Source organism: Cellulomonas hominis (assembly GCF_005239125.1).
Taxonomy (GTDB): domain Bacteria; phylum Actinomycetota; class Actinomycetes; order Actinomycetales; family Cellulomonadaceae; genus Cellulomonas; species Cellulomonas hominis_A.
Genome location: NZ_SZYE01000117.1, coordinates 1 through 12313, shown reverse-complemented (window position 1 = coordinate 12313; position 12313 = coordinate 1). Strand labels below are relative to the sequence as shown.

At 77.0% G+C, this 12313-nt stretch carries 11 protein-coding genes; 7 read left to right on the top strand and 4 right to left on the bottom strand.

What is annotated here, in order from left to right; genetic code table 11:
- Nucleotides 1-319 precede the first annotated feature (319 nt).
- A complete protein-coding gene (dacB, locus tag FA014_RS13430; protein WP_154730174.1) occupies nucleotides 320-1735 on the bottom strand; it encodes a D-alanyl-D-alanine carboxypeptidase/D-alanyl-D-alanine endopeptidase in 1416 nt (471 codons plus the stop codon).
- Nucleotides 1736-1898: 163 nt separating this feature from the next.
- Between dacB and FA014_RS13425 the strand changes: the two genes are divergently transcribed.
- Nucleotides 1899-2396, top strand: coding sequence for an inorganic diphosphatase (locus FA014_RS13425; protein WP_154730173.1), 498 nt, complete (start codon nucleotides 1899-1901; stop codon nucleotides 2394-2396).
- A 102-nt stretch (nucleotides 2397-2498) separates the two neighbouring features.
- Here the strand turns inward: FA014_RS13425 and FA014_RS13420 are convergent, their stop codons facing one another.
- The gene (locus FA014_RS13420; protein WP_154730172.1) at nucleotides 2499-3839 is read right to left on the bottom strand and encodes a C40 family peptidase; all 1341 of its coding nucleotides are present in this window, start codon (nucleotides 3837-3839) and stop codon (nucleotides 2499-2501) included.
- A 596-nt stretch (nucleotides 3840-4435) separates the two neighbouring features.
- Here FA014_RS13420 and FA014_RS13415 point away from each other — a divergent pair.
- The 5 genes from FA014_RS13415 (at nucleotide 4436) to FA014_RS13395 (ending at nucleotide 10135) form a co-directional block, all read left to right on the top strand.
- Entirely contained in the window at nucleotides 4436-5755 is a 1320-nt protein-coding gene (locus FA014_RS13415) for a bifunctional o-acetylhomoserine/o-acetylserine sulfhydrylase (RefSeq protein WP_154730171.1), read from the top strand.
- 86 nt (nucleotides 5756-5841) lie between these two features.
- A complete protein-coding gene (metX, locus tag FA014_RS13410) occupies nucleotides 5842-7035 on the top strand; it encodes a homoserine O-acetyltransferase MetX (RefSeq protein ID WP_154730170.1) in 1194 nt (397 codons plus the stop codon).
- A 72-nt stretch (nucleotides 7036-7107) separates the two neighbouring features.
- The gene (locus tag FA014_RS13405; RefSeq protein ID WP_154730169.1) at nucleotides 7108-7926 is read left to right on the top strand and encodes a maleylpyruvate isomerase N-terminal domain-containing protein; all 819 of its coding nucleotides are present in this window, start codon (nucleotides 7108-7110) and stop codon (nucleotides 7924-7926) included.
- A gap of 246 nt (nucleotides 7927-8172) precedes the next feature.
- On the top strand, nucleotides 8173-9135 hold the full coding sequence (locus FA014_RS13400; protein WP_154730168.1) for a zinc-binding dehydrogenase: 963 nt from the start codon (nucleotides 8173-8175) through the stop codon (nucleotides 9133-9135).
- 31 nt (nucleotides 9136-9166) lie between these two features.
- Nucleotides 9167-10135, top strand: coding sequence for an alpha/beta hydrolase (locus FA014_RS13395; RefSeq protein WP_154730167.1), 969 nt, complete (start codon nucleotides 9167-9169; stop codon nucleotides 10133-10135).
- A gap of 19 nt (nucleotides 10136-10154) precedes the next feature.
- Here FA014_RS13395 and FA014_RS13390 read toward each other — a convergent pair whose 3' ends face one another.
- Nucleotides 10155-11222 (bottom strand): hypothetical protein, encoded by a 1068-nt coding sequence (locus tag FA014_RS13390; RefSeq protein WP_154730166.1) that lies wholly within the window; start codon nucleotides 11220-11222, stop codon nucleotides 10155-10157.
- Between the two features lie 202 nt (nucleotides 11223-11424).
- Nucleotides 11425-11718, bottom strand: coding sequence for an MTH1187 family thiamine-binding protein (locus FA014_RS13385; protein WP_154730165.1), 294 nt, complete (start codon nucleotides 11716-11718; stop codon nucleotides 11425-11427).
- A gap of 189 nt (nucleotides 11719-11907) precedes the next feature.
- Between FA014_RS13385 and FA014_RS13380 the strand changes: the two genes are divergently transcribed.
- The coding region (locus tag FA014_RS13380) for a DUF4383 domain-containing protein (protein ID WP_154730164.1) at nucleotides 11908-12313 on the top strand (406 nt) is incomplete at its 3' end.

Genomic DNA, 12313 nt, shown 5'->3' with positions numbered 1-12313 from the left:
CCACGGAGGCGCTGGTGCGACTCAGCGGGCGGTCCACCGGACGCTCGGGGCGGGGCACCACGGGGGGAACGACCGTGGCGCGCCGGGGGTTCCGGGCGCCGCGCGTGCGGCGAGCCGGGCGGCCAGGTCCCAGTCGACAGCGGGCTGCACCCGCCCACCGTAACCACGCGCGGCCGCGGGCCGCCGCGCGGGGCCGTCGCCGTCCGTGCCCCCACCCGATCGTCCCGCCGCCACCCGGTCGATCGGCAGGCTCGGGGACGATCCGGTGGGGATCAGGCCGCGGGCGACCGGGCGGGCGGCCGGCCGCGTCCGCTCGGGGTCAGCCCCGGCAGCCGCAGCCCGCGAGCGCCGAGACGAACCCGTCGAGCGCCTGCCGCGGCTGGGACTGCCCCACCGCCCCGGTCTGGTCGGCCATCAGCACGAACAGCAGCAGCCGCCCGTCGGCGTCCAGCACCGACCCGGCGAGCGACGTCACGCTGGTCAGGCTGCCGGTCTTCGCGCGCACCAGCCCGGTGGCGTCGCCCGACCGGAACCGGTCGGCGAGCGTGCCGGTCAGGCCGCCGATCGGCATGCCGTTGCTCACCTCGCGCAGCTCGGGGTGCGCCGGGTCGACGACCAGCTGCAGGAGGTCGAGCAGCATCCGCGGCGGCAGCGCCGACCCGTCGGCCAGGCCCGAGGCGTCGGCCAGCGTGGCGCCCGCCGTGTCGACCCCGAGGGTCTGCGCGGTTCGGAGCACCGCCTGGGTGGCGCCCTCGAAGCTGCCGGGCAGGCCGAGGTCGAGCGCGACCATCCGCGCGACCACCTCGGTGATCGTGTTGTCCGAGGTGTCGAGGAAGTACTGCGCGACCTCGGGGACCGGCGCCGAGGAGACGACGCCGAGCACGTCACCGGTGGCGGGCGCGGACACCCGCGCCGGGCCGCCGGACACGGTGATGCCGGCCTCGGTGAGCCGGGCGGCGAACTCGGTCGCGGCGTGCAGCGCGGGGTCGGTCCGGCGGGGCGGGTACTCGCCGGCGGAGATCTTCGCGATGTCGACGGCCAGCGGGGCGACCGGGGCGACGTACCCGGCGGCCAGGTCGGCGGGGTCCCAGCCGGGCGCGGTCGCCGGCCCGGTGAACAGCGTGTCGTCGAGGCCGAGGGTCACGGTGTCCCGGCCCGCGAGGCGCAGCCGCACCGCCACCTGCGCCGCGAGGTCGGCGAGGCCGGCGCGGCCGTTCACCGCGTCCGGGTCGCCGGTGCCCGCGGCCAGCATCATGTCGCCGCCGCCCACCAGGACCACCTGGTCCCCGGCGCCCTGGCGCACCGTGGTGTCGAAGGTCCGGTCGGCCCCGAGCCGGGTCAGCGCCGCGACGCCGGTGACGAGCTTCGCCGTCGACGCGGGGGTGCGGGCCGCATCGGACGCGTTCTCGCCCAGCACCTCGCCGGTGAGGGCGTCGGCCACGACCGCCCCCACGCTCGGGCCCAGCCGCGGGTCGACCGCGAGCCCGTCCAGCAGGGCCTGCACCCGGGCGGCGTCCGGCGCCGGGACGGCCGGGTCCAGGTCCGCGAGCACCGCCGCGCCGGCACCGGTCGTGGCCGCGCCGGGCGGCTGCGGGAACGGCGCCGCCGGCGCGGCCTCGGGCGCGAGGGTGACCAGCCCGGGGACGACGTCGTAGGCGTCCGCGGTGACGTAGGCGCCGCCGGCGAGCACCAGCACGAGCGCCGAGACGCCCACCGTCCTGCCCGCGCGCGCCACCGGACCACCCGTTCCCGTCGACATCCGCGGCCCGGGCCACCGCCGAGCCGTCCGTGCGTCACACTAGGGGCTTGAAGGCGACGAGCCACCACCTGGCACGCCGCCGTGATCAGCTGCGCGCCGCAGCGCCACGGTCGCCGGCGGCGGAGACGAAGGAGCAGGTGTGGAGTTCGACGTCACGATCGAGATCCCCAAGGGCCAGCGGAACAAGTACGAGGTCGACCATGCGACCGGACGGATCCGGCTGGACCGCATGCTGTTCACCTCGACCCGGTACCCGGACGACTACGGCTTCATCGACGGCACCCTGGGCGAGGACGGCGACCCGCTGGACGCGCTCGTGCTGCTCGAGGAGCCGACGTTCCCGGGCTGCCTGATCCGCTGCCGCGCCCTGGGCATGTTCCGCATGCGCGACGAGGCCGGCGGCGACGACAAGGTGCTCTGCGTGCCGACGGGCGACCAGCGCGCCGCGTGGCGCCAGGACATCGACGACGTCTCGGACTTCCACCGCCTCGAGATCCAGCACTTCTTCGAGGTCTACAAGGACCTGGAGCCCGGCAAGTCGGTCGAGGGGGCGCACTGGGTCGGCCGCGCCGAGGCCGAGGCCGAGATCGAGCGCTCCCGGCAGCGCGCGATCGACGTGGGCTACGACCAGCACTGAGCAGGGCGGTCCGCCTCCCGGCGGGCCGTGCACGGCGAAGGGCCCCGGCGCGCAGCACGCGCGCCGGGGCCCTTCGTCGTCGCCCGCGGGGGCGGTGCCGGCTCAGCCGACGCGGCCCGCGTAGGCCATCGAGTTCGAGTACCGCATGGCCGCGACGCGCACCGGCTTGCCCTCGCTCGGGGCCTCCAGGATCTGGCCGTTCCCGATGTACAGCGCCACGTGGTAGACGCTGTTCGCGTCGTTCTTGTTGGTGCCCCAGAACACCAGGTCGCCCGGCTGCATGTCGCCGTACGCGATCTTGGTGACCTGGCGGTACTGGTCGCGGGAGGTCCGGTTCAGGTTGACCCCGGCCGCCTTCCAGGCGCCCTGCGTGAGGCCCGAGCAGTCGTACCCGTTGGGGCCGGTGCCGCCCCAGACGTACGGCAGCCCGAGCTTGGTCCGGGCCCACGCGATCGCCGTCTCCGCCTTGCTCGCGGACACCGGCGGCGGCGTCGTCACGGGCGGGGCGGTCACGGGCGGGGCCGTGACGGGCGGCGTCGTGACCGGCGGCCTGCTCGGGGTCGACGGGGTGCTCGGGGTCGACGGGGTGCTGGGGGTCGACGGCGTGCTCGGCGTCGACGGCGCGCTCGGCGTCGAGGGCGACGTCGTCCCGCCGCCCGCCGCCGGCGTCGCGCTGCCGCCGCCCGCCGCGGGCGTGCCGGCCGCCGGGGTGGCGGTGCGCTCGGCCTGGGCGGCGGCCTCGGCGCGCTGCCGGCGCTCGGCGTCGATCTGGTCCTGGCGGGCCTGCTCGACCTCGGCGCTGGTGCTCCGCGCGGCGGCGAGCTGCTGGATCAGGCCCGCGCGCTCCGTCTGCGCGGCGGCGACGGCCGCGTCGGCGTCCGCCTGCGTCTTCTGCGCGGCGGCCAGGGCGTCCTCCGCCCCGGCGGCCGCGGACGTCCGCGCGGCGGCGGCCTCGTCGGCCTTGTCCTTCAGCGTGGTGGCGACCTGCTCGGCGGCGAGGTAGCCCTGCACCGCCTGGTCGGCCTTCGAGCTGACGTGCGACAGCCCCTCGCTGCGCTGGACGACCTCCTCGAAGCCGTCGGCGGAGAGCAGGGCCTGCAGGGTGTCCATCGAGCCGCCGGAGCGGGCCGCCTCGCGGGCGATCGCGACCAGCGTCGCCCGCGCGGAGGTGAACTGCTCCTGCGCCTGGTCGTACTGCGCGGCGGCGTCGGTGGCGGCCTGCTGCGCGGCGGCCAGGTCGGCCTGGGCCTGCGCGTACGCCTCGCCCGCCTGCTGCACCGCGACCTGGCTGGTCTCCGCCTGCGAGCTGAGCTCCGCGAGCCGGACCTCGATGCCGGCGACCGCCGAGGACGCGGACGACACGGCCTGCCGCGCGTCCCGGACGTCTTGGTCGCTCACGTCGGGGTCGGCCAGCGCCACCCCGCCCGCCGGCAGCAGCAGCACCGCCGCCGTGATCGCCGCGGCTGCCCCGCGCGCTGCGCGCGCTCGTCCCGTGGTTCGCACCCGTCTGCCTCTCGTCGCCTGTCCGCCGCCCCCCGCGCACGTCGTACGCGGCCGGGGCGGGCGGAGTCCCGCGCCCCGCGAAGGACGCTACCGGGGAAAATCACAGAAGTGAACACGAGTCACACCGTTCACATGAGTCACATCGGCGTGGTTCGGGACGAACCGGACAGCGAGGGACGCGAATCACCCGCACGGACCACGCGCACGCCTCCCGACGTGCCGTCCCGCCGCCCCGCCCGCCCCGACGTGGACAGCGCGTCTCGATGAGTGAGACGGCTGTTCCACAGCGTGGCGGCCGCTCCGTACTGTGGGCCGCATGTCCCGCCGAATGTGTCGCTGACCAGCGCACGCTCGGCTGTGCCCGCAGGCCCCCCGGGGCACGCGGCCCCGGCGCCCCCGCAGACCGCGACACCGACCGTCGCCCGGGGCGCCGCACACCGGCACCGGCCGCCCGGGACCCCTCCTGGCACGACGCGCGTGCGCACCGCCCACCACCCGCCCGCACCGCCAGCCCCCAGCACCGCCAGGAGAGCCCGATGAGCCAGTCCCAGTGGTCCTTCGAGACCCGCCAGATCCACGCCGGCCAGACGCCCGACAGCGCCACCGGCGCCCGCGCGCTGCCGATCTACCAGACGACGTCCTACGTGTTCCCCGACGCCGGCGTCGCCGCCGACCGGTTCGCGCTCAAGGACCTCGGCCCCATCTACACCCGGATCGGCAACCCGACCGTCCAGGCCGTCGAGGACCGGATCGCCTCCCTCGAGGGCGGCGTCGGCGCGCTGCTGCTCGCCTCCGGCCAGGCCGCGGAGACGTACGCGATCCTCAACATCGCCGAGGCCGGCAGCCACGTGGTCGCCAGCCCCAGCCTGTACGGCGGCACCTACAACCTGCTGCACCACACGCTCCCCCGGTTCGGCATCGAGACGACGTTCGTCACCGACCCGCACGACCCGCAGGCCTGGCGGGACGCCGTCCGCCCGAACACCAAGGCGTTCTTCGCGGAGACGGTGCCGAACCCGAAGCAGGACGTGCTCGACATCGAGACCGTCGCCGGCGTCGCCCACGAGGCGGGCGTCCCGCTGATCGTCGACAACACCGTGCCGACGCCCTACCTCATCCGGCCGCTGGAGTGGGGCGCGGACGTCGTCGTGCACTCGGCGACCAAGTACCTCGGCGGCCACGGCGCGGCCATCGGCGGCGTCATCGTCGACGGCGGCACGTTCGACTACGGCGCCGACCCCGAGCGGTACCCGTCGTTCAACCAGCCCGACCCGTCCTACGACGGCCTGGTGTTCGCCCGGGACCTCGGCAAGGACGGCGCGTTCGGCGTCAACCTCTCCTACGTGCTGCGCGCCCGGGTCCAGCTGCTGCGTGACCTCGGGGCGGCGATCAGCCCGTTCAACGCGTTCCTCATCGCCCAGGGCCTGGAGACGCTGTCCCTGCGGGTCGAGCGGCACGTCGCCAACGCCCAGAAGGTCGCCGAGTGGCTCGAGGCGCGGGACGACGTGCTGTCGGTGACCTACGCCGGCCTGCCGTCGCACCCGCAGTACGAGCTCGGCCGCAAGTACGGCCCGAACGGCACCGGGGCGGTCCTCGCGTTCGAGGTCGAGGGCGGGGCCGCCGCGGGCCAGGCGTTCGTCTCGGCGCTGGAGCTGCACTCGAACGTCGCGAACATCGGCGACGTCCGCTCGCTGGTCATCCACCCCGCCTCGACCACGCACAGCCAGCTGACGCCCGAGGAGCAGGCGCTGTCCGGCGTCACGCCCGGGCTGGTCCGGCTCTCCGTGGGCCTGGAGGGGATCGAGGACATCCTCGCCGACCTCGACGCCGGCTTCCGCGCCGCCAAGGGGGCCTGAGCGCCCCCGTGCCCGCCACCCGATCCACCCCGACGGGCGCCGTGGCCCCCACGGCGCCCGTCGGCGCACCGACGTCAGGACGCCCCGTGCCCCACCGCACCACCCGCACCACGCCCGCGGCCGGCCCCGGCGACCGCGGGGGGCGGCGCGCGCCGAGCAGCCCGCCGCGCGCGTCGTCCGCCTGGCGCGAGGGCGACCCGGCCGGCCGGCGCCGGTTCGTCGACCTCGGCGCGCTCGACCTGGAGGCGGGCGGGCGGCTGCCCGACGTCCGGATGGCCTACGAGACCTGGGGCACCCCCGCCCCCGACGGCTCGAACGCGGTGCTCGTGCTGCACGCGCTCACCGGCGACTCGCACGTCACCGGCGACGCCGGCCCCGGCCACCCCACCCCCGGCTGGTGGTCGACGCTCGTCGGCCCCGGCGCGCCGATCGACACCGACCGCTGGTACGTCGTCGCGCCGAACGTGCTCGGCGGCTGCCAGGGCAGCACCGGCCCGGCCAGCACCGCGCCCGACGGGCGGCCGTGGGGCAGCCGGTTCCCGCAGCTGACCGTCCGCGACCAGGTCGCCGCCGAGCTGCGGCTCGCCGAGGCCCTGGGCATCGGGTCCTGGGCGCTCGTCGTCGGTGCGTCGATGGGCGGGCAGCGCGCGCTCGAGTGGGCCGTCACCGCGCCCGACCGGGTCCGCCGGCTCGCCGCGATCGCCACCAGCGCGCAGACCTCCGGCGACCAGATCGCCTCGTTCCACACCCAGCTCACCGCGCTGACCGCCGACCCGCGGTTCCGCGGCGGCGACTACTACGACGCCCCCGACGGCGAGGGCCCGCACGTCGGGCTCGGTCTCGCGCGGCAGATCGCCCACCAGACCTACCGCAGCGCCGCCGAGCTCGACGCCCGGTTCGGCCGCATCCCGCAGGGCGGCGAGGAGCCGCTCGACGGCGGCCGGTTCGCGGTGCAGTCCTACCTCGACCACCACGGGGACAAGCTCGCGCGCCGGTTCGACGCCAACACCTACGCCGTGCTCACCCGCTCGATGATCACGCACGATCTCGGCCGGGACCGCGGCGGCGTCGAGGCCGCGCTGGCCTGCGTCACGGCGGACACGCTCGTGGTCGCGGTCGACTCGGACCGGCTGTTCCTGCCCGAGCAGTCCGCGCGGATCGCGGCCGGGATCCCGGGGGCCCGGCCGCTGCGCACGCTGCGCACGCCCTACGGCCACGACGGGTTCCTCATCGAGCACGAGCAGCTCGGGCCGCTCGTGCGCGAGCACCTCGCGGGCTGAGGCCGGGCGCCCGGCCGGGCGCCGGGCGGGACGGCGCGCCGGGCGCGCGGCGGCGTCTGGCACGCTGACCCCATGAGGACCGGGGACGTGACCGCGCGCACCGACGTGCTGCGCCGGCAGTGGGACGCGCTGCGCTCGTGGGTCGGGGACGTGCTGGACGCCGACACCGCGCGCGCGGCCAGCGTGCTGGACGGGTGGAGCGTCGCCGAGCTCGTCGCGCACCTCGGCCGGGCCATGGACGCGCTCGCCGTGTGCGAGCCCGCCCCCGCCGGCACCGTGCCGCTCAGCCTCGCCGAGTACCTCGGCTCCTACGCGGGCCGGGCCGCGGACATCGACCGGGTCACCAAGGAGCTCGCCGCCGAGATCGCCGACGACCCGCTGCGGCACGTCGACGCGCTGGTCGCGCGGGCGGTGCGCCGGGCCGAGGAGCTCGGCCCGGACGACCGGGTCGTGCAGGCCCGCCGCGGCCCCGTCCTGCTGTCCACGATGCTCGCCTCCCGGATCACCGAGCTCGTCGTGCACGCCGACGACCTGCAGCGCTCGCTCGCCCGCGCCCGCGGCGCCGCCCCGGGGTCGCGGGCGGAGCTCGGCACCGGCGTCGGCCCGCTGCCCGGCGTGCCCGGCGGGCTCGGGCCCGAGGGCGGGCTCGGCGACGGGGTCACCTCCGCCGGGCCGGTCGACGGCGACGCGCTCGACCTCGTGGCCACCGAGCTGCTGCACATCGTGCAGGCCCGCGGCGGGTGGGACCTCGACGTCGTGCAGCCGCTGACCTGGGTGCGCCTCGCCGCCGGCCGCGTGCCCTACGACGTCGACGTGCTGGCGGCGGCGCTCGCGCCGCGGTTCACCTCGGACTCCGTCCCGGACCTGGGCCGCATGCTCCCCCTGCTCTGACCCGCCGCCCGCGCACCCCGCGGGCGCCCGCCCACGCACCCCGCGCGCCCGCCCACGCACCCGGCGCACCCCGCGCGCCCGCCCACGCACCCCGCGCGCCCGCCGCCGAGACGGCAACTCTCGGCTGCGGTCGCGCGCCCCACGACAGCCGAGAGTTGCCATCTCGGCGAGGGCCGGCGCGTGGGCGCGTGGGCGCGCGGGCGGGGGCCCCGGGTCGTCGGGCGCGGGCGGGGCTAGGGTCGGGGGGTGCTCGCCGCGATGGTCACCCGGTTCTCGCCCGACGACCCCCTGGCGGGGCTGACCGTCGGGGAGCACCCCGAACCCGGGGCCCGGGAGCACTGGACGACCGTCGACGTGCGCGCGGCGGCGCTCAACCAGCACGACCTGTGGTCGCTGCGCGGCGTGGGCCTGAAGCCGGAGCAGCTGCCGATGGTGCTGGGCACCGACGGCGCCGGCGTCACCCCCGACGGCCGGGAGGTCGTGCTGCACGCCGTGATCGGCGGCGCGAGCGGTCACGGCGTCGGGCCCGCGGAGCCGCGCTCGCTGCTGTCCGAGCGGTACCCCGGCACGATCGCCGAGCGGGTCGCCGTCCCCACGTGGAACCTGGTCGCCAAGCCCGCGGAGCTGTCGTTCGTCGAGGCGGCGTGCGTGCCGACCGCCTGGCTCACCGCGTACCGGATGCTGTTCGGCACCGGCCGCGCGCAGCCCGGGCAGCGGGTGCTCGTGCAGGGCGCGGGCGGCGGCGTGTCCACCGCCGCGATCCGGCTCGCCTCGGCGGCCGGCCTCGAGGTCTGGGTGACCAGCCGGGACGAGCAGCGGCGGGCGCGGGCGCTGGAGCTGGGCGCCGCGGGCGCCGTCGGTCCCGGCGAGCGGCTGCCCGTCCGGGTCGACCTGGTCGTCGAGACCGTGGGCGCCGCGACCTGGTCGCACTCGGTGCGCTCGGTGCGGCCGGGCGGCACGATCGTCGTCGCCGGCGCCACCACCGGGGACCCCGCCGCGATGGAGATCCAGCGGCTGTTCTTCCTGGAGATCGCGGTGCTCGGCGCGACCATGGGCAGCAGGCAGGACCTGGAGCAGCTGCTCGCGTTCCTCGCCCGCACCGGCGTCCGGCCCGTCGTCGACTCGACCGTCCCGCTGGCCCGGGTCGGCGAGGGCCTGGCACGCTTGGCGCGCGGCGAGCAGTTCGGCAAGGTCGTCGCGGAGGTCTGACGGCCCGCGGGGCCGACGAGGGGGGCACGCGATGGCCGGCCGGTGGCAGACCGACGTCCTGGGCGAGGACTACCGCGTCCGGACGCTCGACCTGGCGCCCGACGACGAGGGTGAGGTCGTCGCCAGCCTCGTCCGGTACGCCCCGCCGACGACCGAGCGGCTGCGTCCGTCCCGCGCCGTGCTCTACCTGCACGGCTGGTCCGACTACTTCTTCCAGACCGGGCTCGCCGAGTTCTGGCACGCCCAGGGCGCCGCGTTCTACGCCCTCGACCTGCGCAAGTACGGGCGCAGCCTCCGACCGCACCAGACCCCCGGGTACGTCGACGACCTGCGCACCTACGACGAGGAGATCGAGGCGGCGCTCGACCAGGTGCACCGCGACCTCGGCCGGTTCGCGCGGGTGATGCTCATGGGCCACTCGACCGGCGGGCTCATCGCCTCGCTGTGGGCGAACCGGCACCCCGGGCGCCTGCACGGGCTCGTGCTCAACTCGCCGTGGCTCGAGCTGCAGGGCGCCGCGCTGGTGCGGCACATCAGCGCGCCCGCGGTCGCCCGGCTCGCCCGGCTGCAGCCGAAGGCGCCGCTGCCGAACATCGACCCCGGGTACTACGCCCGCACGCTGCGCGCCGCCGACGGCGGCGAGTGGACCTACGAGGACGCCTGGCGGCCGGTGCCGTCGTTCCCGGTGCGGGCCGGCTGGCTGGCGGCGATCCTCGCCGGGCACGCCGAGGTGGCCCGCGGGCTGCACATCCGGGTGCCCGTGCTCATGCTCGCGTCCGAGCGGACGGTGATCAGCCCGCGGTGGAGCGAGGACATGCGCGCCGCCGACGTGGTGCTCGACGTCGAGCTGCTGGCCCGGCGCGCGGTGCAGCTCGGCCCGGTGGTGTCCGTGGTGCGGATCGCCGGCGGGCTGCACGACCTCACGCTGTCGCCGGCGCCCGTGCGGGCCAGGCTGTACGCCGAGGTCAGCCGGTGGACGGCGGCGTACGGCTGGTCGTGACGGACCGCGTCCGCGGCGGTCAGGCGCCGACGGCCTCGCCGAGCGTCGGGCCGTCCTCGCCGAACCGCCACACCCGCCAGCCGTCGGCGGGCCGCTCGAGGTCGGCGGCCGCCGTCGCGGCGCTGCTCGGGTCGGCGTGCACGCTGCCGTCGGCGAGCTCGATCAGCCCGTCCACCCGCAGCGTCGCCACCAGCCGCTGGTTGCGGCGCACCCGGTGCCACACGAGCTCCAGGTCGCGGCGCTCGGCGGCGGCGAGCGCCTCCAGCTCGGGCAGCGGGTCGCCCGCGTCGCCGTCGCGCGGGGCGGGGACGTCGTCGACGACGGGCGGGATCAGCGTGGTCTCGTCGGTCCGCGGCGCGGGGCGCGGCTCCGGCGTCGGGGCCGCGTGCCGGTGGTGCTCGTCGCCCTCGCGGACCACGGGCGTCGGGTCGGTCGCGGCGACGCCGCGCTGGCTGCCCGACGCGGCCGTGCGACCGGCGGTCACCGGCACGGCGCCGGTCCGCGGGCCGGGCTCGACGGCGCGGCGCTGACCGGGGGTCGCGCGCAGCGGGGACACGTCGACGTAGCGGCGGCCGCCGGGGCCGTGGGTCACACCCAGCCGCAGCACCTCCACACCACCGCCGGCGGTCACGTGCTCGACCGCGTCCAGCACGTCGTCCGCCACCTCGGCGCACACCACGACCAGCCGGGCACCGGGCGGCACGGGCCGCTGCGACTGCAGCACCGGCGCGCGGTCGCGGAACACCGCGAGGTCCGCCTCGAACGCCTCCGGGCCGCCGCGGTACATCCGGGCGAGCTCGGCGCGGCTCAGGCGGGCGGCGCCGCCCGCGTGCCGCAGCGCGCGCACCAGGCCGGCCTCGTCCAGCAGCTGCACGACCTCGACCACCACGGGCCGCGAGCCCGCGTCCAGCGCCAGCAGGTGCGGGCCGCCACCGGCACCCTCGCGGACGGTCAGCACCTGCTCGCCCAGGAGGTCCGACACGTGCTCGGTCACCAGCGCGGACGAGTCGGCCTCGAACGCGTCGGCCCGGGGCCGCATCGGCTGGACGAGGGTCCCCTGGCCGCCGTCGAGCTCGAAGATCGCCATCAGTGCGCTGCACCCCTTCCCGCGGCCGCCTGCCGGACCGCACCACCGCGCCGCACGCGCCGTCGCTCGGCGCTCGGCACCGCCGGGCGCTCCACCCCGCGGAAGTCTTCCACCCCCGGGACCGCACCGGTCCCCGGGCTCACCCATCTGCACGAGATGTCCACGCCGGCGCGGCCGGCACCGGGGCCGGGCGCGCACGCCGTCACGCGGACAGGTGCTCCTCCAGACGCTCGACCTTGCCGGTCAGCTCACCGGTACGCCCCGGCCGGATGTCGGCCTTCAGCACCAGGCTCACGCGACCGGCGTGCCGCCCGACCGCCTCGGACGCCCGCTTCACGACGTCCATGCACTCGTCCCACTCACCCTCGATCGTGGTGAACATGGCGTCGGTGCGGTGCGGCAGGCCGGACTCCCGGACGACGCGCACCGCGTCGGCCACGGCCTCGGTCACGGACTCACCCGCACCGAGCGGGGACACGGAGAACGCCACGAGCATGCCTCCCACCCTGGTGCACGCCCCCCGGTGCCGTCCAGCCCCCGGACGGGTGCGGGAGCGGTCGCCGGGCCCACGCGGGCCCCCCGCCGCAGGTCGGACCCATCCGGGCCGCCCCCGGCTCCGAACCACCACCAGCGCACGCACCGTGCGCCACGTCAGCGGGGACGCACCCCGGGAGGAGAGATCACCATGGGCCAGTCTGCCAACCGCCTCGTCGGCGGGATCTTCGGCGCCGTCTACCTGCTCGTCGGGATCGCCGGCTTCTTCGTGAGCTCCGGCGCGGACTTCGCGGGGACCGAGGGCGGGACGCTGATCTTCTTCGAGGTCAACCCGCTGCACAACATCGTGCACCTCGCGATCGGCGCCGCCCTGCTGGGCGCCGCGCTGTCCTCGGTACGGGCCGCGCGCGGCGCGAACACGACCGTCGGCGCGGTCTACCTGCTGGTCGGGCTGCTGGGGCTGTTCCTGGTCGGGTCGTCGGCGAACATCCTCGCCCTGAACGGCGCGGACAACGTGCTGCACTTCGGCAGCGCGATCCTGCTGCTCGGCGTCGGGCTGGGCGCCGACCGCGCCGACCGCGCCGCCACCGCCCCGG

What these genes read in the sequence shown, in the direction of transcription:
- FA014_RS13415 (WP_154730171.1), top strand. Translation starts at nt 4,436, where the DNA reads ATGAGCCAGTCCCAGTGGTCCTTCGAGACCCGCCAGATCCACGCCGGC.
- FA014_RS13405 (WP_154730169.1), top strand. Translation starts at nt 7,108, where the DNA reads ATGAGGACCGGGGACGTGACCGCGCGCACCGACGTGCTGCGCCGGCAG.
- FA014_RS13395 (WP_154730167.1), top strand. Translation starts at nt 9,167, where the DNA reads ATGGCCGGCCGGTGGCAGACCGACGTCCTGGGCGAGGACTACCGCGTC.
- FA014_RS13390 (WP_154730166.1), bottom strand. Translation starts at nt 11,222, where the DNA reads ATGGCGATCTTCGAGCTCGACGGCGGCCAGGGGACCCTCGTCCAGCCG.
- FA014_RS13385 (WP_154730165.1), bottom strand. Translation starts at nt 11,718, where the DNA reads ATGCTCGTGGCGTTCTCCGTGTCCCCGCTCGGTGCGGGTGAGTCCGTG.